Genomic DNA, 22,312 nt, shown 5'->3' with positions numbered 1-22,312 from the left:
CTGCGCTCGGGCGGGGCTGGCGTCGAACGCGCTGGGGTGGGCCGAGCCGGTGCGCCGGCACTGCATCGCGGCAGCACCCTTCGCCGGTGTGGCGCTGCCCTTCGTCGTTCCGGACGACAGGCCGCCGGCACGGATGTGGCGCGCCTGCTCGGCCGCCCCGCCTCCCCCTTCTCCGCCTGGGTAGCCCGCAAACGTGGCCGCGTTCCGCTGACCCGACGTGGGCGCCATGGAGCCGGACGGGTGATGCGAGCCGTGCTGGGCGGCCCCTTTGCACGCCACACCGCACCCGAATAACCAGTTTGTATGCTTATTTCCCTTATCGTCGTCCGAGATGACGGGAGTTTCGGCCGAGGGTGCGCACAACGCACCGCGGCAGGGCGCGGGTTGGGATGGTGGCCATGAGTGGAATCAGCCGCCGGAGCGTGGCACGCCTCGGTCTCGGCGCCGGCATCGGTGTGGCCGCCGCGTCCTTCGCCTCGTTCGGTGACCGGGACGGATCCAACGGCTCCCCGGGGAGCCCGGACGAACAGGGAACGTACCGGCCGATCGGGGACGGCTCGACGTCGTACACCGGACGCCAGCCGCACCAGCCGGCGCCGCCCGCGGCCCTCGAACCGGGTCAGACCCCGCCGCAGTTCGTGGTGTTCTCCTGGGACGGCGCGGGCGAGCTCGGCACCGGCCTGTTCCCGCGCTTCCTGGAGCTCGCCCGCACCCACGGCGCGCACATGACTTTCTTCCTGTCCGGCCTCTACCTCCTGCCGGAGGACAGGAAGCGGCTCTACGACCCGCCGAACAACCCGGTCGGGGCCTCGGACATCGGCTACCTCACCGACGCACACCTGAAGGAGACGCTGAAATACGTCCGTCAGGCCTGGCTGGACGGCCATGAGATCGGCACGCACTTCAACGGGCACTTCTGCGCCGGCCCCGGATCGGTGGCCAACTGGACGCCCGCACACTGGGCCTCGGAAATCGAGCAGGCGAGGTCCTTCGTCAAGTCGTGGCGCACGCACACCGGTTGGCACGACGAACCGTCGCTCCCCTTCGACTACGACAAGGAACTCGTGGGCGGCCGCACCCCGTGTCTGCTCGGGCAGGAGAACCTGCTGCCGGTGGCCCGGGAACTCGGCTGGCGCTACGACGCCTCCTCACCGGGCGGGCTGCAACGCTGGCCGAGGAAACGGGGCGGCCTCTGGGACCTGCCGCTGCAGAGCATTCCCTTTCCCGGGCACACCTTCGAGGTGCTGTCCATGGACTACAACATGCTGGCGAACCAGTCCAAGACCTCGACGCGGGCACCTTCCTACAACTACCCCTACTGGCGCGCCCAGGCGACGCAGTCGTACCTGGCCGGATTCCAGCGGGCGTACGAGACCAACCGGGCGCCGCTGTTCATCGGCAGCCACTTCGAGCAGTGGAACGGCGGCATCTACATGGATGCGGCCGAGGAGGCGCTCAGGCAGATCGCCGGCCGGGAAGACGTGCGTCTCGTCTCCTTCCGGCAGTTCGTCGACTGGCTCGACGCCCAGGACCCCGAGATTCTCGCGAAGTTGCGCAGTCTCGAGGTCGGCGAGAAGCCGGAGGGCGGGTGGACGGAGTTCCTCCGCCCCGCGCAGCGAGCAGGGAGCCGGGCGGACGCCACCGGGCAGCGGGATGAGGAGGGCTGAACCGGCCTCCCCTGCGCACCGATCCGCCACCGCCCGATCAGGCCACTCTCCGCCGGCGACTCGCTCGCCGGGCTGGCCGCGTTGCGCCGCGGCATCCTGGACGTCCGCAGAACCGGCCGCGCGCTGGTGGCCGTGCGGGCCGGGGAGCCGCCGGAGGGCGACGCCGTCCACCGGGGCCGACCCGAGCCCTCATGGGCCCGGCTGTGGGCCGAGGAGGCAGGGCAGCGGATGGCCCGGGCCTTCGAACTGGCGGCGGGCGGGCCCCGGCCGACCTGCGGATCGTACGGCGGGTCGTCAGGGGCCCCGGCCCTGGCTCCTGTCCCATGAGCGCGGATCCTGCGACGCGGCGAGCAAGGGGAACGGCGGGGCGGGCGACGGGCCTGGTGTCCTGAGCCTGGGGCAGGCTTGACCTCGTGAGCAGGGGCGGCCTGGTGTCGTGAGCCGGGGAGCCTGGCGTCGTGAGCCCGGGCGGGATTCGTGGACCGCGGGCCCCTGCCATGACGCGGCCTGGATCAAGCGGCGCGCAGGCGGGCGTCCACCTCGATCTCGATCTTCACGCGCGGATCGGCGAGGCCGCACTCCATCATGGTGGCGGCCGGGCGGACGGCGCCGAAGCAGCGGCGCAGCACCGGCCAGCAGGGCTCGAAGTCCGTGCGGTCCGGCAGCAGATAGCGCACCCGCACCACGTCGGCGAAGGTGCACTTCGCCTCGGTGAGCGCGGCCTCGATGTTGCGCAGACACTGCTCGGCCTGCTCCACGACGTCGTCCGAGATCGTCATGGTGGTGTAGTCGAACCCGGTGGTCCCGGACACATGCACCCAGTCACCGTCGACCACGGCACGGGCGTAACCGATCTGCTCCTCGAAGGTCGACCCGCTGAGGATCGCACGTCGCTCCGTCATGCGCGGAACGTTAAGTGACCAGCGTCGATACGTCCAATGCGGCTTTCTGGACGGGCTGATGTCTCCGGGGACATGAACGGTCCGTAGCTCCCACCACCCGACATGCGCACGCAGGCCGACAACCACCACTGGTGGGATGCGGTACGCCGGGACTTCCGCGCGACGCACAGCACGATCACCCCCGCGCCGAAATTGCCTCGCCGGGCGATGTCCGGTGTGCCAGGCTTGCCGCAGCAGCCCTCTGTGACCAAGGAGCCGACCGATGCGCCGACTGTTCATGTCCCACGCGAAAGGAATGACCATCAATCCGAAGGACATGACACTCTGTGCGTACTACGTCTCGCACGCTGAACCTGGGGATCCTGGCGCACGTCGACGCCGGTAAGACAAGCCTGACCGAGCGGCTGCTGTACGCGGCCGGGGTCATCGACGAGATCGGCAGCGTCGACGCGGGCAGCACTCGCACCGACAGCCTGGAGCTGGAACGCCGCCGTGGCATCACCATCAAGACGGCGGTCGCCAACTTCCTCCTCGGCGACGGCGGTTCGGCCGTCTCCGTGAACCTGGTCGACACCCCGGGACATCCGGATTTCATCGCCGAGGTCGAACGCGTCCTCGGCGTACTGGACGGCGCGGTGCTCGTCGTGTCCGCCGTGGAGGGCGTACAGCCGCAGACCCGCCTGCTGATGCGGACACTGAAACGGCTGGGCATCCCCACCCTGCTGTTCATCAACAAGGCCGACCGGCGCGGCGCCGACGACGGACGCGTGCTGCGCGAGATCGAGCGCAGGCTCGACGTGCCCGTGATCCCCATGGGGCGGATCGTCGCCGGCCTCGGCACAGCCGAGGCACGGGCCGAGGCCTTCGCTCCGCAGGACACCACCTTCACACGGAGTCTCCTGGACGCGCTCACCCACCACGACGACACCCTGCTCGGCGCGTACGTCACCGACGCGCGCTCCGTCACGTACGAGCGGCTGCGTGCCGCGCTCGCCGCACAGACGCGCCGCGGGCAGATCCATCCCGTCTACGTCGGCTCGGCGATCACCGGTACCGGCATCGCCGAACTCATCGAGGGCGTACGGGAATTCCTGCCCGCCGGGTGCGGTGATGGCGAAGGGCCGCTGTCGGGACGGGTGTTCAAGGTGGAGCGCGGCGGCAGTGGCGAGAAGGTCGCGTACGCCCGGCTGTTCTCCGGAGAACTCAGGGTCCGCGAGCGCGTCCCGGTCGCGGGGCGCGAGGGCAAGGTCACGGACCTGGCCGTCTTCGACCGGGGCACGGTGGAGCGCCGGGTGTCGGTAGGAGCCGGTCGGATCGCCCTGCTGCGGGGTCTCGCCGACGTCCGGATCGGGGACGTGATCGGCCGGGAGCCGGACGACCGCCCGTACCAACAGGTCTTCGCGCCGCCTTCGCTGGAGACGGTCGTGGTGCCCGCCGACCCGGCCGACAAGGGCGCCCTGCACCTGGCTCTGACCCAACTCGCCGAGCAGGACCCGCTGATCGGGCTGCGCCAGGATCCGGAGGGGCGGGAGCTGTCCGTCTCCCTGTACGGCGAGGTGCAGAAGGAGGTCCTCGCCACCACGCTGGCCGAGGAGTACGGGCTCGCGGTCACGTTCCGGGAGACCACCCCGATCTGCGTGGAGCGCGTCACCGGGACCGGCACCGCGTACGAGATCCTCGACCACGACGGGAACCCGTTCCTGGCCACCGTGGGGCTGCGGGTGGAGCCGGGCCCGGCCGGCGGCGGCGTCGTCTTCCGCCGGGAAGTCGAACTCGGCTCGCTCCCGCTGGGCTACATGCGCGCCGTCGAGGAGACGGTCCACGCCACGCTGCGGCAGGGTCTGTACGGCTGGCAGGTACCCGACTGCGTGGTGACGATGACCCACTCGGGCTTCTGCAGCATCCGCAGCACGGCCGGCGAGTTCCGCGGCCTGACCCCGCTGGTCCTGATGACCGCGCTGCGCCGGGCCGGGACAGTCGTGCACGAGCCGATGCACCGCTTCCGCCTGGAGTTCCCGCAGGACGCCTACGCGGCCGTGTCACCGGCCCTGGCCCGCCGCCGCGCCCTCACGGACCCGCCGACGGCGCTCGGGGAGGCGTACGTCGTCGAGGGCCATATCCCCGCGGACGAGGTGCACGGTCTGGAAGCCGAGCTGCCCGAACTCACCGGCGGCGAGGGCGTCCTGGAGACGGCCTTCGACCACCACCGCCCGGCCACGGCTCCGCGAAGCCGCGAGCGCACCGATCACAACCCGCTGCACCGCGAGGAATACCTGCTGCACGCGCACCGGAGGGTGTGAGTCGCAGGGGTCGGCCGCAGGGTGACCAAGGCCGGTGCTGGGAGGGGCGGGGCGGTCGGATTCGAACCGACGTCCTCCGAGATGATGTCGCGGCGCACTACCTCTGTGCTACGATCCCGCCTTGCCGGTGATCATACGGCAGCGACCAGCGGCCCGGCGGGTGAGGGCCGAGACACGCGCCGTGGCCGGGGCCCGGTCCGTGCTGCGTCTCCATTCCTACGCACCGCTGGCCCTGAGCGTCGCCGCGAGCGCGATGCGCGCCCAGGGCGGACATGCCGAGGCTCTCGCCGCCCACGGCGAACAGCTGGAGGGACCGTCTCCGAAGTACCCGGACATGGCGTTCGAGAAGTGACCGCTGCGCCGCCGGAAAGGCAGTGGGGCTAGCAGGAGGCAGAGGTGTAGCGCGCCAGCTGGTCCTTGATCCAAGGGTCGAACACCGCCAGGCGGTGCCGGGCGGCGGGGTGGAACACCGCCAGCTGGCCGGCGACCCACGGGTCGATGCACTGCAGACTGCGGTGGCGGTGCCCGCCATGCCCGGTGGGCAGCACAGTGGCGCCGACGGCCGTCTGTCCGGGAGCCCCGGGAGCGGCCGCCGCGGGACTGCCACCGGCGAGGAGCGCGCCCGCGGCCATCGCGGTGGCGGCACCGGCCGCGCCCGCGTTCCTCATCAGCATCAGCTTCCTCATGGCCTCCTCCTTCCGGTCGGGCCGATGACCTCGTCCGTTTCCGGGTACGAGCGTGTACCCCGCAGCTCGCGCCTCATTCCAGGACCGCCCCGAGAGCCTCCGGGAGACCGCGGCCGGCCTCGCGAACGGCAACGCGAAGTCGACCGTACCCCCGCCGCGCTCGGCGAGCCGACCGGCGTCACGCCTGCACGTGCCGGCTGGATTCGTCTGCCTCCGGTGCGCCCGATACGGCCGCGGACACTGTGCCGCCCGCGGCCGTCGGCTTATGGTGGGCCGTCAGTTGCGTCCGTTCTGAGGGGAATTCATGGTGCCCGGGACCAGGATCGCGCGATACGCAGCCGTCTGTGCGGCAGCCCTACTGCTCTGTACCGGCCTCACCACCACGGCATCCGCCGTGACGGTCACGGCGGCCGCCGACACCACGCCGGCATCGGCCGACACGGCCAAGGCCGACCCGAACCCGGTCGCCGATCAGCTCGACAGGTACTGGACGCCGGCCCGTATGGACGCCGCGCTGCCCGTCGACGCCCTCAAGGCCGCCGGTACGGCGGCGACCGGTGCGTCCCCTGCCGTGGACGGGCCCCGGCCGGGCGAGTACATCCCGCCCAGCAGGAGCTTCGACGGCATCCCCGAGGCCGGCACCTTCTTCTGGACGGACGCCACCGGTACCGGCCGCACATGCAGCGGCTCCGTCGTGCGCAGCCCCGGCCATGACCTCGTCCTGAGCGCCGGCCACTGTCTGAAGGGCTATGCGGGCACCTCACCCAAGCGGCACCTGGCCTTCGTCCCGCAGTACCACGACGGGCTCAAGCCGTTCGGCGTCTTCCCCGTGCGGACCGACGGCGTCTACGTCCCGCAGCAGTACTACGACCTCGGTGAACACGCGGGCGCCGGCTACGACTTCGCCTTCGCGGTCACCGAGCCCAACCAGGACGGGACGCTCCTGGAGGACGCCGTCGGTGGAGTGTGGCTGCTCACCGGGACCGGCTACTACCACGCCCCGGTACGGATGATCGGCTATCCGGCGGGGGCGGAGAAGCCCCTGGAGTGCTGGAGCTGGACCACCCGGTGGGACAGCGACGACCCGGCCGACCCGGGCACCTTCCCGCGCATCGCCTGCGACGCCTTCGTGGGCGGGACCAGCGGTGGCCCCATGCTCGTGCCCTGGCCCGGTGGATGGGCCGTCGTCGGGGTGATCGGCGGCTACCACACCGGCGGCAACACACCGCAGATCTCCTACAGCGCCTACTTCGGCACCGACACCCGGGCCCTCTACCGCGCGGCGGCCACCGGCGCGCCACCGGCCGGACCTCACCTGGTCTCCGGTTGACCGACGATTGCGGGCGCTCGTCGGCAGGCACAACCGCGTCAGAAACCTGTGCGTGCACGCCGAGCGCCATGACCGCGTCAGCGTGGCACGATAGTGATGCATATCACCCTATCGAGGGGGTGGCCCATGGCCGTGTCAGAGGCAACACCTGGCCCGAAGACCCGCAAACCGGGGCTTCGGCGTGAGATCGGTTTTGTCGGACTCATCTGGGCCTCGGAGGGCTCGATCATCGGATCCGGGTGGCTGTTCGGCGCGCAGGGTGCCCTGGCCGCCGCCGGGCCCGCGGCGATCATCTCCTGGGCCATCGGCGGTGTTGCGATCCTGATCCTGGCGCTGGTGCACGCGGAGCTCGGCGGCATGTACCCGGTCTCGGGCGGCACCGCGCGCTTCCCGCACTACGCCTTCGGCGGCGCCGCCGGCGCGTCGTTCGGCTGGTTCTCCTGGCTGCAGGCAGCCACCGTGGCGCCCATCGAGGTGCTGGCGATGATCACCTACGGCCAGCACTACTCCTGGGCGAGCGGCTGGGAGAAGGTCAAGGGCGGCGAGCACGTCCTGACCGCGCCCGGCATCGCCGTCGCGATCGGGCTGATGGCCGTCATCACCGCCATCAACTTCCTCAGCATCCGGCTCCTGGCCCGGACCAACAGCGCCGCGACCTGGTGGAAGGTCGGCATCCCCCTGCTGACGATCTTCGTGTTCGCCGTCGCCCAGTTCCACACCGCCAACTTCACTGCGGCGGACGGTTTCAATCCGTACGGGGCCAAGGGCATCCTGTCCGCCGTCTCCACCAGCGGCATCATCTTCGCGCTGCTGGGCTTCGAGCAGGCCGACCAGCTCGCCGGCGAGAGTGCCAACCCCAAGCGGGACATCCCGCGGGCGGTGATCGGGTCGATCGTCATCGGCATCCTGATCTACATCCTGCTGCAGGTCACCTTCCTCGCCGCGCTGCCCGCCTCGCAGATCGGCAGCCACTGGGCCAACTCCGCGTTCACCGCACTGAGCGGGCCGTTCGCGCAGGTCGCCACGCTCATCAGCCTGGGCTGGCTGGCGACGGTCCTCTATCTCGACGCCGTGATCTCCCCCGCCGGTACCGGACTGATCTACATCACCGGCTCCTCCCGGGTGTCGTACGGCCTCAGCCGTAACGGTTACGTGCCCTCCGCCTTCGAGAACACCAACCGGCGCGGCGTTCCCTGGGTCGGGCTGATCACCGCCTTCGTGGTCGGCTGCATCTGCTTCCTGCCCTTCCCCAGCTGGCGTTCCCTGGTCGGCCTGATCACCAGCGCCAGCGTGCTGATGTACGCCGGTGCGCCGCTCTCCTTCGGGGTGTTCCGCAACCGGCTGCCCGAGGCCCACCGTCCCTACCGGCTGCCCGTCGGCGGCGTGCTGTCGCCGCTCGCCTTCGTCGTCGCCAACCTGCTGATCCTGTGGTCGGGTTGGACCACCGACTGGAAGCTCGGCGTCGCCATCCTGATCGGCTACGTCATCCTGATCGCGAACCGGGTGTTCAAGATGAACCCCATCACCCCCCAGCTGGACCTGCGCGCCGCGCAGTGGCTGCCGGTCTACCTGGTGGGCATGGGGCTCATCGTCTACCTCAGCGACTTCGGGCCGCTGAAGCACCCCTGGTTCCCGCTGTGGTGGGACATCGGCGTCACGGCCGCGTTCAGCCTCGTCGTCTACTACTGGGCCATGGCGGTCGCCCTGCCCAGCGAGCAGATCCAGCGGCTGATCGACCAGGTGGTCGTGCCGGAGGAGGAGGACATCCTCTGACTCCGTCAGCCCAGCCGGAACTTCTGGGCCGCCGAGCCGTTGCAGTCCCAGATCTGCAACCGCGTGCCATTGCCCGTCGCACCACTGGGAGAGTCAAGACACCGCCCCGACTGAGGATTCAGCAACGAACCATCACCCTGCTGCACCCACTTCTGCCCACCCACACCATTGCAGTCCCACAACTCCACCTTCGTACCAGCCGCCGTCCCGTTGCCGTCGATGTCCAGACACCGGCCCAGCGTGCCGAGGGAGCCGTCGCTGCGGTGGTACCAGTGCTGGTCGACCGCCCAGGACTGGCAGTCCCACAGTTGTACGGCGGCCCCGTCGGTGCCGGTGTCGTCGGCCGCCACGTCGACGCACTTGCCGCCCGGTCCCGCGACCGGGGCACCCCCGTCGACCGAGAACTTCTGGGCCGCCGAGCCGTTGCAGTCCCAGATCTGCAACCGCGTGCCATTGCCCGTCGCACCACTGGGAGAGTCAAGACACCGCCCCGACTGAGGATTCAGCAACGAACCATCACCCTGCTGCACCCACTTCTGCCCACCCACACCATTGCAGTCCCACAACTCCACCTTCGTACCAGCCGCCGTCCCGTTGCCGTCGATGTCCAGACACCGGCCCAGCGTGCGCAGGCTTCCGTCGGCGTAGTGCGTCCAGTGCTGGTCCTCCGCGTAGGACTGGCAGTCCCACAGCTGCACGGCCGCGCCGTCGGTGCCGGTGTCGTCGGCGGCCACGTCGACGCACTTGCCGCCGGGGCCGGTGATGGTGCCCTGGGGGCCGCCCGGGACGTTCGTCTCACCGGAGTAGCCGACTGAGACGATGTTCGCCTGGACGGCGTTCTCGGCGGCGTCGGTCGGGTAGCCGGAGACCATCACGCCCTCGAAGAACGTGCCCATGTTCCAGTTGCTGTTGTCACCGCCGGTGCCGAGGATGATGCCGCCCTCCTGGTGCATGGGCCGGTAGCCGCCGCGGGTCGGCAGCGCGCCGTCCCACCACGTCGTGAGCGCTCCCGACTGTGCGTCGCCGCCCTTGAGCGCGTACCGCGTCTGCCCGTCGTTCTTCAGCACGGCGGTGACGAAGGTGCTGCCGTTGCCCCGGTTGGCGGTGTTGGAGCCGTTGTCGCCCTGGAACATGCCGTTCTCCAGGTCGGCCTCGACCCAGGGCCCGGAGCCGGTGCACGGAGCGAAGTAGCAGGTGGTCGCGAGGCTGACCGCGTCCATGTGGCCGTTGCCGGTGTCGGCCGGTGTGCTCTCGGCGTTGCCGTAGTCGAAGCAGCAGGCGGAGCCCACGTGGGTGCCGCTGGCCACCATGTAGGCGCCCTCCGCTTGTCCGTTCACGGCGACACCGGAGGCGGCACCCGTGGACCGGTAACCGACTCCCGGTGAGATCCACACGCCGTACACCTTGTGTCCGCCGGCGGTGACGGCGATCTCGGACGCGTCCGCTCCCCGGTCCGCGCCCATGCCGGAGGTACCCGCCGGGCCCGGGGTGAGGTCGTTGTGCCGGGAGGTCTGGTCGTAGATCTTCGTGATGGCGCATGTGGTGTCCGCGCAGAACCTGTCCTGCTGCGCCGCGTCGGCATAACCGCCCGGGGACAGCGGCCCGATGTCGGCGCCGGCCCCGTCGGAGGCGCGGGTGACCCGGTACAGCGGGCCGTCGTAGGAGGAGAAGAGCGCGCGCACCGTGCTGTGCGCGGCGACGCAGGGGCTTCCGGCGGCGCCGTAGAGGTCACAGGGCAGCGAACCCGCGGCCTGTGACGGTCCGGGCATGCCGAGCAACGCGCCCAGGGCGAGGCCGATGACGGCCAGGAGCGACACGAGTGATCTGGGGCTTCCGCGCATGCTGGCTCCTCGATGGGGGTGATCGGGGGCTGGGAGCAGTCGGGGTCGAGCGCCGGAGCGGCAGTTGCGGAACGTACGCACCATGGTGGTTGCCGTCAAGATTTGTGGCTTTGGCCTTATGAAAAGTTTTGGACTTGAGCCAACTCGGCGATTGTCCAGCAAATGTGACGTTCTGTCAGGCGAACGGCTGGTTCTGCACCGCGCGTCCTTGACAGCAGGGGCTGAAGGGGCAACCTTCGGGACATCGTTGTCGAAGGGACATGGTCACGATGGTGCCGTTCCGCCTTCTGTCCGTGCTGGCCACTGGCGCCCTGGTCCTGGGTGCCGTCTCCGCCCCCGCCCACGCCGATCCCGTCTCCCTCGCGCCGGTCACCGATCCGGCCTCTGTCGTGAATCCGTTCATCGGGACCTCGCACGCCGCCGACGACTTCCCGGGCGCCGACACCCCGTTCGGGATGGTCCAGTGGAGCCCCGACACCAGCCCGCACCGGCCGGACGGCGGCGGCTACGAGTACGCGGACTCGGCCATCACCGGGTTCGGCCTCACCCACATCGCGGGCCCGGGCTGCCGGGCCGCCGGCGACATCCCGGTGCTGCCGACCGTCGGCGCGGTCGACACCCACGCCACGGAGAGCTTCTCGCACGCCAACGAGTCCGCGACCCCCGGTGCCTACACGGTGTCGCTGTACAACGGCGTCAAGACGGAACTGACCGCCACCACCCGCAGTGGCATGGCCCGTTTCACCTTCCCGTCCACCAGACAGGCGAACCTCGTCTTCAAGCTGACAGGCAGCGAGAACGGCGACAGCGCGGCCGAGTTCGACGTGGTGAACGACAGAGAGGTCAGAGGCAAGGTCACCAGCGGCAACTTCTGCGGCGAGGGCAACTCCTACACCGTCTACTACGACATGGTTTTCGACCAGCCGTTCCGCCACAGCGGCACCGCCCTGGCCGCCGCCACGCCCACCACGCCCAGGAGCAGCGCCTCCCCCAGCGCCCCCGAGGCACCGAACAAGCCCACGCTGCACGGCACCCTGCCCCGTACGCCCCGCACCTCCGCTCCCCGGGCCAGTGGCTCCGACGGTTACGTCACGTTCGACACCACCACCCACCGGGCCGTTCAGGCCAAGGTCGGCATCTCCTATGTGTCGGCCGCCGGTGCCGTGGGCAACCGTCAGGCGGAGAACGGCGGTTGGAACCTGGACAAGGTGCGCACCGCGGCGCACGACGCCTGGAAGTCCCTCCTCGGCCGGGTGCGGATCGCCGGCGGGACGCCCGACCGGCAGACCGTCTTCTACACCGCGCTCTATCACGCGCTGCTGCATCCGAACGTGATCAGTGACACCAACCGCCGCTATCCCGGCTTCGACGGCAAGATCCACACCGTCGACAAGGGCCACGGCGCCGCCTACGCCAACTACTCGGGCTGGGACGTCTACCGCTCCCAGGCTCAGCTCGAGGCCCTGATCGCGCCGCAGACCGCCGCCGACACCGCCCAGTCGATGGTCGACGACTACCGCCAGACCGGCCTGTTCCCCAAGTGGTCGGAGAACAACGGGGAGACCTATGTCATGGTCGGCGATCCGGCGGACGAGATCATCGCCGACTACTACGCCTTCGGGGCCAGGAACTTCGACACCGCGTCCGCGCTCAAGGGCATGATCTCGGAGGCCACCGCCCCGGGCGACAACCGGCCGGGGCTCGCCTATCTGGAGCAGCTGGGCCGGCTGCCCAGCAACGGCAAGTACGGCTGCTGCAACTTCTACGGCGCCGCCTCCACCACGCTCGAGTACGACTCGGCCGACTTCGCCGTCTCGGCGCTCGCCGGTGCCCTCGGACAGACCGCGGACCAGCGCCGGTTCGCGGACCGGGCGCAGGACTGGCAGAACCTGTTCGACTTCGGCAGCGGTTTCATCCGGCCGCGCGACGCCTCGGGCACCTGGACGGCCGGATTCTCGCCGACTTCGGGGAAGAACTTCGTCGAGGGCGACTCCTGGCAGTACACGCCGATGGTGCCGTTCAACGTGCACGGGCTGGCGACCGCCATGGGTGGTGACGCGGCCATGGCCAAGTACCTGGACACGGACCTGTCCTCGCTGACCGGTGCCGGCGGGTACACCGACCTGGGCAACGAGCCCAGCCTCAACATCCCCTGGGAGTACGATTACGTCGGCCGCCCGTATCGGACGCAGCAGGTCGTCCGGCAGGTCCAGGACCAGATCTGGACCGCCGGCCCGTCCGGGCTGGCGGGCAACGACGACCTGGGTGAGATGAGCTCGTGGTACGTGTGGTCCGCCCTCGGCATGTACCCCGAGACGCCCGGCACCGCCGATCTGGCGCTGGGCAGCCCGCTCTTCGCTCAGGCGGTGATCACCCTGCCGTCCGGCCACATCCTCACGATCAACGGCACGGGTGCCGCGGACGACGCTCCGTACGTCCAGTCCGCCACCTGGAACGGGTCGGCATGGAACGCGGCCCACGCACCCGCCGGCGCCCTCACCGGCGGCGGCACCCTCACCTACGTGCTCGGCACCTCGCCCAACACGTCCTGGGCATCGGACGCCTCCGCCGCCCCGCCCTCCTACCCGGGCGCGCCGGGCTACACCGACGTCGGGACGTCCGGCGACACCGCCGCGGCCTCGGCCAACTTCGACGGCGCGGGCTACAGCTACTCGGCGCACGCCCTGGCCGGCGCGGGAGTGACCCCCGGCGCGCAGCTCACCGTCAACGGGATCCGGTTCACCTGGCCCGATGTGGCGGCCGGCGCCGCGGACAACTACGAGGCGAACGGGCAGACGGTGCGGACGTCCGGCTCCGGGAGCATCTCCTTCCTGGGGTCCGCCAACAACGGCCCGGTGTCCGGCACCGCGACCGTCACCTACACCGACGGCACCACGCAGTCGGTCGCCCTCGGCCTCTCCGACTGGACGCTGAGCGCGGGCGCCGCCGCACCCCTCCCCGACAACACCGTGGCGCTGACCCTGCCCTACCGCAACCATGCCGGTACCGCGTCCGACAGCACGCAGACGTATGTGTTCGCCACGACGCCGGTGGCCCTGAGTCCGGGCAAGACGGTCAGCAGCGTGCGCCTGCCGTCCGACGTCGCCGCCGGGGGGCTGCACGTCTTCGCGATCGGCTTCGGCGGGGGATCGCCCGGACCGGGCCGGAAATGACCGCCGGAACATGCCGTTGAGTGGAGCAATCACGGGGGTACGGGGGCGCGGCACACCAGGCTGGACGGGTGAAGCACGGACGCAGCGGCCATGAACCGGGGGCGCCTGCAGCCACGGGAACGCGGGTGCCGGCGCCTCCGGCGTGGCTGCGCTGGCTGCCGGTGATGTACGTCGCGGCCGTACTGCTGCTGGAGCCGCTCACGCCCGTGGACTGGCCGGTGAGCTTCGCGCTGATCGCGGTGCCGGTACTGGCCGCCTTCGCGTACGGGCCGGTGGCCGTCGGGGCCGCCACGGTGTTCGCCGTCGGCCTCGAAGCGGTGCTGGCCGGTACGCCCTGCTGCGCGGGCCGGTCCGCGGGCTATCTGTGGGACCGTCACTATGTCGCGTCCTACATCTGTACGGCCCTCGTGGGCGCTCTCGGCGCGATCCTGGCCGCCCACCGGATCCGGCGTGAACGCACGCTCGCCGACGTGCGGTTCGTGGCCGAGACCGCGCAGCGCGTCCTGCTGCGCCCCGTACCGCACCGGATCGGCGACCTCCGCCTGCAGAGCCTGTATCTCTCCGCGGCCGCGGAGGCACGCATCGGCGGCGACCTCTACGAGGCGGTCCCCACCCGGTTCGGGGTCCGTCTGCTCATCGGTGACGTCCGCGGCAAGGGACTGGTGGCGGTCGAGACCGCGGCTGCCATGCTCGGGGCGTTCCGTGAGGTGGCGTACGACGAACCCGATCTGCTCGCGCTGGCCGGCCGGGTGGACACGAGCATGAGCCGCCGGGCGACGCAGCTCGGCGGGACCGAGACGAGCGAACGGTTCGTCACCGCGGTCTTCGCCGAGGTCCCCGCCGACGCGCACGTCGTCCGCATCGTCAACTGCGGTCATCCGCCGCCCGTCTGGCTGCGGGCCGGCGAGGTGCGCGAACTGGACAGCGGGCGGCCGGCGCCGCCCCTGAACCTCGGCATGCTGGTCGAGGACCCGTATCACCTCGACACCTATCCGTTCCGGCCCGGCGACCAGCTGTTGCTGTACACGGACGGCGTCACGGAGACGCGGGACGCGACCGGCGCCTTCTACCCGCTCCTCGACCGCCTCCGCGCCTGGGGTCCCCTCCCGCCGAAGGAGCTGCTCGCGCGGCTCCACGACGACCTGCTGGCCTACAGCCACAAGGGTCTTCAGGACGACACCGCGGCGCTCGCGGTGTGTCTGTTGCCCGTGGACCCGTCGGCGGAGCCGTCGGCCGGGTGAGCGCGGCTCCCCGTCAGAAGGCGGTGTGGGCGAACCAGTTGTCGAGGACCGCGGCCTGTCCGGAGACCTCGAAGGCGGAGTCCTGGTACGACCGCCGCCCGTAGAGGAGGAGCAGCAGGTCCGCCGCCTGCCCCCGCACCTGAGCCGTGACCGGCGCGGACTCCTCGCCCTCACGGCCCACCGGGCGGAAGCCGTCCGGGTCCAGCCGCATCCGCCACTCCTCGCCGGGGCCGCCGTCGACGCCCGTGCTCCGGAACGCGAGGATCTCGCCGTCACCGCGCAGCTTGGTCACACCGGGGGCGAAGAGTCCCGCGTAGGGCAGGTTGACGAGGAACTCGTCCACGCCGTCCGCCGCGAGCACGGGGTCGATGTCGGAGGTCAGGCCGACGGCACGCTCCGCGTCGACCCGGTGCACCAGCGTCTCGAAGAGCATCCGGCGGGCCCAGAAGCGGGCGTGCCGGTCCTCGCCCCACACCCACATCGGTGCCTCGGGATCCGTGTCCCGCAGGACGGCCGCCACGGCGGGCACCCCCGCCGCCACCCAGCCGGGAAAGTCCCGCGCGTTCTCCGGCAGCCCCAGCTCGACGTCGCGGCTGCGCGGAGGTTCCTGCACCAGCCGGGTCAGCAGGGTGCAGAACCAGCGCTGCAGCGCTCCCACGTGCTGGGTGAGGTCGGTCAGGGTCCAGTCGGGGCACGAGGGCACGGGGGTCGCCGGGTCGGCGGCCTCGACCACCTCGGCGAAGCGCCGGGTCTCGCGGGCGACGGCCTCGCGGTAGGTGTCGTACGGCAGTGGATGCCCCGCCCGGTGTGTCGCTGTCATCTGCTGCCGTCCTGTTCTGTCCTCGGCACGGATCTCCGTCCCGGTCAGTCTGGCTGCTGGAGTGCGCTCGAAGGCAAATCCGGGTTCGGGGGGATCTCCTGATCGGCCCAGATGATCTTCCCTTCGCCGGTGTAGCGGGCGCCCCAGCGCTGGACGAGCTGGGCCACCAGGAAGAGCCCGCGGCCGCCCTCGTCCATGCTCCGGGCATGTCTGAGCCGTGGGGCCGTGCTGCTGGCGTCGTGGACCTCGCAGGTGAGGCGGGCGTCGCGGAGGAGCCGCAGCCGGATGGGCGGCGCGGCGTAGCGGATGGCGTTGGTGACGAGTTCGCTCACGACGAGTTCGGTCGTCATGGCGAGTTCTCCGAGGCCCCAGTCCTCGACCTGGCGGGTGGCGAGGGCGCGGAGGGTGGCGACGGCGGCAGGATCGTGGGGTACGTCCCAGGAGGCGACCTGGTCGGCGCCCAGGGTATGGGTGCGGGCCAGGAGCAGGGCGATGTCGTCGGGCTGGGGCTCGGGGACGAGCTGCCGTACGACGGACGTGCACAGCGTGTCCAGGACGTCGCCGGGGTGGGCGAGGATCTCCCCGAGCCGGGACATGCCCCGCTCCACGTCGTGGTCGCAGCCCTCGATGAGACCGTTGGTGTAGAGGCCGAAGAGGCTGTCCTCGGCCAGTTCGATCTCGGTGGCCTCGAAGGCCATGCCGCCCAGCCCGAGCGGGGGCCCGGCGGGGATCTCCGGGAAGTAGGCGTGTCCGTCGGGCGCCACGACGACGGGGGGCGGGTGACCGGCCCGGGCCATGGCACACCGCTTGCTCACCGGGTCGTAGACGGCGTACAGGCAGGTCGCGCCGGTGAAGGTGCTGCGGGCGGCCGTACCGGCCACCGCCTCCTCGTCGCTCAGCCGGAACACGAGGTCGTCGAGGTGGGCGAGCAGTTCGTCGGGCGGCATCTCCATGGCGGCGAGGGTCTGCACCGCAGTGCGCAGCCGGCCCATGCTCGCCGCCGCGGTGGTGCCGTGGCCCACCACATCGCCGATGACGAGGCCCACCCGTGCGCCGGACAGCGGGATCACGTCGAACCAGTCGCCGCCGACGCCGCCGGAGGGATCCGCCGGCAGATAGGAGGAGGCCACCTCCAGCGCGGTGCCGCCGGTCAGGGCGGGTGGCAGCAGGCTGCGCTGCAGGGTGACCGCCGCCGCGTGCTCGCGGGTGTAGCGGCGGGCGTTGTCGACACACAACGCCGCGCGTGCGACCAGTTCCTGGGCCAGCAGGACGTCGTCGGACCCGAAGGAGACGGGGTTGAGCGAGCGGGTGAACGTGGCCAGGCCGAGGGCGGTGTTCCGCGCCCGCATCGGCACGGCGATGAGCGAGTGCATCCCGTACTCGCGGATGCGTTCCGTCCGCTCCGGGTCCCGGGCGACCCAGAGCTCGTCGGAGGGGTCGAGCACCGGGATGAGCAGGGGCTCGCCGTCGAGGAGCAGGTGCGCGTCGTGGGGCGGCGGAAGGAAGTCGACCCGGTCGCCGATCCCGACGACGGCCTCGGGAGTGCCCTCGCGCACCGAGCGCTGCGCCGCCCGGCGCATCACGGCCCCGGCGGGCGCGGGGCCGGCGTCGGTCAGCCACGCCCCGTGGCCCTCGGTGCTGAGGACGGGTTCCAGCAGGTCGACGATGACGAAGTCGGCGAAGCGGGGGACGGCGAAGTCGGCGAGTTCCTGGGCGGTCCGCGTCACATCGAGGGTGGTGCCGATGCTGGTGCCGGCTTCGTTGACCAGGGCCAGGAGTTGCCGGGCGTGCCACCGCTCGGTGACGTCCTGGACCATGTAGCAGACGCCGGTGATGGCGTCGTCGGCGTCGACCAGGGGGAAGAAGGAGGTCGAGTAGGCGTGCCGGCGGTGCGGGTCGGCCCAGCTCCAGCCCGTGTACTCGTAGTCGGTCACCGGCAGGCCCGTGGCGAGCACTTTGCGCATCAAGCCCTCCAGGTCCTCCGCCTGCACGCCGGGCAGCGTTTCGCTCAGCCGCCGTCCCAGCCGCTCGTCCCGGGGGACCCCGCCGAACCGTTCCAGGGTGTCGTTCAGCCAGACGCAGCGCAGCTCGGTGTCCATGACGGCCATGCCGACCGGTGACCGGGTCAGGAAGCCGTCCAGGACCGACTGGCCCATGGTCCACCGCTGCCGCTCCGCCCGGGCCGACACCAGGAAGCACTCGGTGTCGTCGATGCGGAACGAGGCCGAGACGCGCAGCTGGATGCCGAGGCTGCGGCCGTCGCCGTGCCGTACGGCGATCTGCCCGCTCCAGCCGTTTCCGGCGCGGCACCGCTCCACGACACCGGCGAGCCGTACGGGGTCCTCGGGCATGGCGAGCAGGCGCGCGGCGGAGGTGCCCACGACGTCCCGCGCCGCGTGCCCGAGGAATGCTTCGGCGCTGCGGGTCCAGCCGACGACGACGCCGTGTGCCGATATGACCGCAGCCGCGTCGGTGGAGGCGTCGAAGAGATCACCCGGTCCCCGCGGCGTGGCTGCGGCGAAGCCCTCTGGCGCAGATTCCATCAGTTCCACCCATACACCACTATGAGCGTTTGTCCCTTGATGCGCATGGATACAGCGGGAGGTGCGGATCCGCCCGACGCGGCGCCGTGCGGTTGGGCGGGGCCGGGGCCGGAGGGACCATCGAGGCAACGGACTGTGGAAGCACCGGCCGTCGGCGCCTGTGCGGGCCCGCCCGGCCGGTGGAGGTGAACCCGGCATGGCAGTGGACTCCTACGAAACCGGCCACGAGGAACACGGCGACGAGCCGCCCCGGCCGACCGGGCTGCTGGACGTGCTGAGTGTGGCCGCGGTGGCGCTGGACACCCGCGGCCGTATCGTCTTCTGGACCCCGCAGGCCGAGGAGCTCTTCGGCTACTCCTCGCAGGAGGCCCTCGGCACTTCCGCGGCACGCCTGCTCGTGCACCCGGAACATCTGCAGGCCGTGGTGAGTCTGTTCACCGAGGTGCTGGAGACCGGCCGGGGCTGGGCGGGCGCGTTCCCGGTCCGGCACAAGGACGGCAGCAGCCGGCTGACCGAGTTCCGCACCATGCGGCTGCTGGACGACCTCGGGGACGTCTACGCCCTGGGCATCGCCGCCGACCACACCCTCCTCCAGCGCGTCGAAACCGACCTGGCCCTGTGCGAGCGGCTGATCAACCAGTCCCCCATCGGCCTGGCCCTCCTGGACCCCGAACTGCGGTACCTCCTGGTCAACCCGGCGCTGGAGCGGATCGACGGCACGCGCGCCGAGGACCACATCGGCCGCAGCCTGAGGGAGACCCTGCCCTTCCCGGACGTCGACACCGTCGAGTCCGCCCTGCGTCAGGTGCTCACCACCGGTACTCCCCTGCTGGACCAGTACCACGTCGGCCGGCCGCCGGCCGATCCCGGGCACGAGCACGCCTGGTCGCTGTCCTTCTACCGGCTGGAGGATCCCGGCGGGCGGGTGCTGGGCGCGGCCGTGTCGGTCGTCGACGTCACCGAGCGGCACCGCGCGGCCGCCGAGGCCGACCGGGCGCGGCGGCGCCTGGCGCTCATCGCGGACGCCTCCGCGCGGGTCGGCACCGCGCTGGATGTGGAACAGACCGCCCATGAACTGGCGGAGATCGCGGCGCCCGCGCTCGCCGACGTGGTCGCCGTGGACGTCCTCGACTCCGCCCTGTCCTGCCGTCGTATGCGCAGACCGGACAACGGCCCGGAAATCTTCCGCGCCCTCGCCCTCAAGGCGGCGCACCCCACGGTCGCTCTGCGCGCCGCCGACGCGCCCGGTGACATCGCCTCCTACGAGGGCGACCGCCTGGTCACCCTGTGCGTCCACACCGGACGGCCGGTCCTGGTACGGCATGTCGGACCGCAGGATCTGCCGCGCATCGCCCGGGACGCCGCGGCCGGCGCCCTGCTCGCCCAGGCCGGCGTCCACTCGTATCTGGCCGTGCCACTGATCGCCCACGGTGAGGTGCTAGGGGCCCTCGATCTCAAGCGGACCCGCAATCCGGCGCCGTTCGACGAGGACGACGTCGTCCTGGCCACCGAACTCGCCGGCCGGGCCGCGGTGGCCATCGACAACGCCCGCTGGTTCCAGAGCGTCCGCAACACCGCGCTCACCCTGCAGCGCAGTCTGCTGCCCGAGCACGCGGCGCACCACTCGGGGCTGGAACTCGCCTCCCGCTACCAGCCCGCGCTGGCCACCAGCGAGGTCGGCGGCGACTGGTACGACGTCATCCCGCTGACCGGCGAGAAGACCGCCCTGGTGGTCGGGGACGTCATGGGCAACGGCATCGACGCGGCCGCCACCATGGGCCGACTGCGCACCGCCACCTGCGCCTATGCCGACCTCGACCTCGACCCCGGCGCGGTGCTCCAGCACCTGGACAAGATCACCTGCGATCTGGAGCACTACATCGTCACCTGCCTGTACGCGGTGTACGACCCCGGTACCGGGCTGTGCAGCGTCGCCAACGCGGGACACATGCCGCCCGCGCTCGCGCGGCCCGGCGACCCGCCGAGGCTCCTGGAGCTGCCGACGGCGGCACCGCTCGGCGTCGGCGGCGTCCGGTTCGAGTCCACGGCGGTCGCCCTGCGCCCCGGTGATGTGCTGGTCCTCTACACCGACGGCCTGGTGGAGACCCGTCAGCACGCCATCGACGACCGGCTGAACGCCCTGCTGGACCTCCTGGACGAGCCGCGCCGGCCACTGGAGGAGACTTGCGACGTGTTGCTGTACGGCCTGCGCCATCCCGACGACCACGACGACGTGGCCCTGCTCATCGCCCGGGCGCTGTAGTCGACCCCGTACGGCGTGGCGCTCGGGGCGCCCGACGCCCTACTGTGCCGTCGGCTCCTGCGGAGCGGCCGTGGGTGACGGGTCGGCGGACCCGCGCACGAGCAGCAGGAGGGCGTCGACCAGGTCGTCCGCGGGGCTGCCCGTGGCCAGACGCCGCAGTTGCAGGCCCATGACCAGGGCGACCGTCGTGGCGGCCAGGCGTTCGGCGTCCGGGACGCCCAGCGCGGTGAGGATGCGGGCGGCGAGCAGGTCGTAGGCCCGGAAGGCCTCGGCGGCCGCCTCGCGCAGGCGCTCGTCGCGTCCGGCTTGCAGGTACAGCTCGAAGGGCGCCAGATGGGCGCTGTCCAGCGCCGAGCCGCAGGCCACCTGGCCGGCGAGCGACGCCGCGTCCTCGACGTCCAGGCCCTCCGTCTGGCACTGGTCCGCCAGTTCGGTGAAGTGCCGGGCCTCCTGGCGCACGAAGTGCAGCAGGCTCTCCCGCAGCAGCTCGTGCTGGGTCTCGAAGTGGTAGGTCACCGAACCGAGGGACACGCCCGCTTCCTTGGCGATCCGCCGGTTGGTGACCGCCGCGACTCCGTCCTCGCCGATGATCTGCAGGACAGCGGTGATGATGCGCTGGCGCATCGGGGCGGAAGTGGCGGCATCAGGCATGGCGTGCATTCTTCCATCACCGGGGTGCCTCGCCTGTGGACAGGGCCGCCCGATCTCCCTATTGTTCGTTCGAACGAACAGGAACTGGAGGGTGGTCGTCGTGCACATTGCCGGGTCAACCGTTCTGCTCACCGGGGTCACCGGCGGCATCGGCGGCGCGCTCGCCGCCGAACTGGCCGCCCGCGGCGCCCGTCTGGTGCTCACCGGCCGCCGGGTCGAGGCACTCGAACCACTCGCCGAACGCTACGACGCCCGCATCGTCGCCGCCGATCTGGCCGACCCCGACGATGTGCGGCGGCTGGCCGAGGAGGCCGCCGGCACGGACATCCTGCTGGCCAACGCGGCGCTGCCCTCCAGCGGCGACGTGCTCGACTACACGCCGGAGCAGATCGACCGCGCCCTGGCCGTGAACCTGCGGGCCCCGGCGATGCTCGCCCGGCTGCTCGCTCCGGGCATGGTCGCCGCCGGGCGCGGTCACATCTGCTTCGTCGGGTCGCTGTCCGGCATGGCCGCCACCAAGTCGTCGTCCCTGTACACCGCGACGAAGTTCGGGCTGCGCGGCTTCTCACTGGCCTTCCGCCAGGACCTGCACGGCACGGGCGTCGGCGTGTCGATCGTCCAGCCGGGTTTCGTACGCGACCTGGGCATGTTCGCGAAGACGGGCTCGGCGACGCCCGGCAGGGTCCGCACCGTCTCGCCCGCACAGGTCTGCAGGGGCGTGACGCGGGCGATCGAACGCGATCTCGCCGAGGTCAACGTGGCGCCGCCCGAGCTGCGCTTCCTGACCAAGGTCGCCTCGCAGTTCCCGGGGTTCGCGGAGCGGGTGCAGCGGTTGGCCGGGGCGGAGCCGACGATAAAAGCGATCGTGGCAGCGCAGCGCTCGAGCCGCTGAGGTGCCCCATTCCGGGGTCCGTCTCCTGTGCGGGCGCCGCAGGTACTGAGCCGCCGCCCAACAGCGCGTGAAGCCGGCGGCTTCGTCGTGGGGTTCGACCCCTCGGCCACCAGCCCGTACGTCTGCTACACCACCCCCTTCGGACAGCGCGGTGTCGAGGGCGGCGGAGCCGTCTGGTTCGTCCGGGCTCCCGGCGGAGGCTGCGCCGACGGCGCGCTCTGAGGGCTCCC

At 71.3% G+C, this 22,312-nt stretch carries 16 protein-coding genes; 10 read left to right on the top strand and 6 right to left on the bottom strand.

Annotation, left to right across the window (positions count from 1 at the left end):
* Nucleotides 1–398: 398 nt before the first annotated feature.
* Nucleotides 399–1,667: a hypothetical protein gene (locus tag ACWC2T_RS14985; RefSeq protein ID WP_450670789.1), complete on the top strand. Its 1,269-nt coding sequence runs from the start codon at nucleotides 399–401 to the stop codon at nucleotides 1,665–1,667.
* 512 nt (nucleotides 1,668–2,179) lie between these two features.
* Here ACWC2T_RS14985 and ACWC2T_RS14980 read toward each other — a convergent pair.
* Nucleotides 2,180–2,569 carry a RidA family protein gene (locus ACWC2T_RS14980; RefSeq protein WP_450670788.1) on the bottom strand — a complete coding sequence of 130 codons (390 nt, stop codon included), beginning with the start codon at nucleotides 2,567–2,569 and terminating at the stop codon, nucleotides 2,180–2,182.
* Nucleotides 2,570–2,895: 326 nt separating this feature from the next.
* Between ACWC2T_RS14980 and ACWC2T_RS14975 the strand changes: the two genes are divergently transcribed.
* A complete protein-coding gene (locus ACWC2T_RS14975; RefSeq protein WP_450670787.1) occupies nucleotides 2,896–4,869 on the top strand; it encodes a GTP-binding protein in 1,974 nt (657 codons plus the stop codon).
* 121 nt (nucleotides 4,870–4,990) lie between these two features.
* Nucleotides 4,991–5,221, top strand: a complete 231-nt coding sequence (locus ACWC2T_RS14970; protein ID WP_450670786.1) for a hypothetical protein — start codon at nucleotides 4,991–4,993, stop codon at nucleotides 5,219–5,221.
* Nucleotides 5,222–5,249: 28 nt separating this feature from the next.
* Here ACWC2T_RS14970 and ACWC2T_RS14965 read toward each other — a convergent pair whose 3' ends face one another.
* Complete coding sequence (locus ACWC2T_RS14965; RefSeq protein WP_450670785.1) at nucleotides 5,250–5,555, bottom strand: hypothetical protein; 306 nt, start codon at nucleotides 5,553–5,555, stop codon at nucleotides 5,250–5,252.
* A gap of 394 nt (nucleotides 5,556–5,949) precedes the next feature.
* Between ACWC2T_RS14965 and ACWC2T_RS14960 the strand changes: the two genes are divergently transcribed.
* Together ACWC2T_RS14960 and ACWC2T_RS14955 are read left to right on the top strand one after the other, a co-directional pair.
* Nucleotides 5,950–6,885: a trypsin-like serine peptidase gene (locus ACWC2T_RS14960; RefSeq protein ID WP_450670784.1), complete on the top strand. Its 936-nt coding sequence runs from the start codon at nucleotides 5,950–5,952 to the stop codon at nucleotides 6,883–6,885.
* Nucleotides 6,886–7,011: 126 nt separating this feature from the next.
* Nucleotides 7,012–8,658 carry an APC family permease gene (locus ACWC2T_RS14955; RefSeq protein ID WP_450670783.1) on the top strand — a complete coding sequence of 549 codons (1,647 nt, stop codon included), beginning with the start codon at nucleotides 7,012–7,014 and terminating at the stop codon, nucleotides 8,656–8,658.
* Nucleotides 8,659–8,663: 5 nt separating this feature from the next.
* Here ACWC2T_RS14955 and ACWC2T_RS14950 read toward each other — a convergent pair whose 3' ends face one another.
* Nucleotides 8,664–10,499 (bottom strand): arabinofuranosidase catalytic domain-containing protein, encoded by a 1,836-nt coding sequence (locus ACWC2T_RS14950; RefSeq protein ID WP_450670782.1) that lies wholly within the window; start codon nucleotides 10,497–10,499, stop codon nucleotides 8,664–8,666.
* Between the two features lie 260 nt (nucleotides 10,500–10,759).
* Between ACWC2T_RS14950 and ACWC2T_RS14945 the strand changes: the two genes are divergently transcribed.
* Together ACWC2T_RS14945 and ACWC2T_RS14940 are read left to right on the top strand one after the other, a co-directional pair.
* Nucleotides 10,760–13,672 (top strand): lectin, encoded by a 2,913-nt coding sequence (locus ACWC2T_RS14945; protein WP_450670781.1) that lies wholly within the window; start codon nucleotides 10,760–10,762, stop codon nucleotides 13,670–13,672.
* Between the two features lie 125 nt (nucleotides 13,673–13,797).
* Complete coding sequence (locus ACWC2T_RS14940; RefSeq protein WP_450670780.1) at nucleotides 13,798–14,913, top strand: PP2C family protein-serine/threonine phosphatase; 1,116 nt, start codon at nucleotides 13,798–13,800, stop codon at nucleotides 14,911–14,913.
* Between the two features lie 13 nt (nucleotides 14,914–14,926).
* Here the strand turns inward: ACWC2T_RS14940 and ACWC2T_RS14935 are convergent, their stop codons facing one another.
* Together ACWC2T_RS14935 and ACWC2T_RS14930 are read right to left on the bottom strand one after the other, a co-directional pair.
* Nucleotides 14,927–15,733: a maleylpyruvate isomerase family mycothiol-dependent enzyme gene (locus tag ACWC2T_RS14935; RefSeq protein ID WP_450670779.1), complete on the bottom strand. Its 807-nt coding sequence runs from the start codon at nucleotides 15,731–15,733 to the stop codon at nucleotides 14,927–14,929.
* A gap of 44 nt (nucleotides 15,734–15,777) precedes the next feature.
* Nucleotides 15,778–18,276 (bottom strand): SpoIIE family protein phosphatase, encoded by a 2,499-nt coding sequence (locus ACWC2T_RS14930; RefSeq protein WP_450670778.1) that lies wholly within the window; start codon nucleotides 18,274–18,276, stop codon nucleotides 15,778–15,780.
* Between the two features lie 196 nt (nucleotides 18,277–18,472).
* Between ACWC2T_RS14930 and ACWC2T_RS14925 the strand changes: the two genes are divergently transcribed.
* The gene (locus ACWC2T_RS14925) at nucleotides 18,473–20,539 is read left to right on the top strand and encodes a SpoIIE family protein phosphatase (protein ID WP_450670777.1); all 2,067 of its coding nucleotides are present in this window, start codon (nucleotides 18,473–18,475) and stop codon (nucleotides 20,537–20,539) included.
* 39 nt (nucleotides 20,540–20,578) lie between these two features.
* Here the strand turns inward: ACWC2T_RS14925 and ACWC2T_RS14920 are convergent, their stop codons facing one another.
* Nucleotides 20,579–21,190: a TetR/AcrR family transcriptional regulator gene (locus ACWC2T_RS14920; protein WP_450670776.1), complete on the bottom strand. Its 612-nt coding sequence runs from the start codon at nucleotides 21,188–21,190 to the stop codon at nucleotides 20,579–20,581.
* 100 nt (nucleotides 21,191–21,290) lie between these two features.
* Between ACWC2T_RS14920 and ACWC2T_RS14915 the strand changes: the two genes are divergently transcribed.
* Together ACWC2T_RS14915 and ACWC2T_RS14910 are read left to right on the top strand one after the other, a co-directional pair.
* Nucleotides 21,291–22,082, top strand: a complete 792-nt coding sequence (locus ACWC2T_RS14915) for an SDR family NAD(P)-dependent oxidoreductase (RefSeq protein ID WP_450670775.1) — start codon at nucleotides 21,291–21,293, stop codon at nucleotides 22,080–22,082.
* Nucleotides 22,083–22,169: 87 nt separating this feature from the next.
* A complete protein-coding gene (locus ACWC2T_RS14910; RefSeq protein WP_450670774.1) occupies nucleotides 22,170–22,304 on the top strand; it encodes a hypothetical protein in 135 nt (44 codons plus the stop codon).
* Nucleotides 22,305–22,312 lie beyond the last annotated feature (8 nt).

It is taken from the genome of Streptomyces sp. NPDC001393 (assembly GCF_053597455.1).
This window is presented reverse-complemented; position numbering and strand designations above follow the sequence as displayed.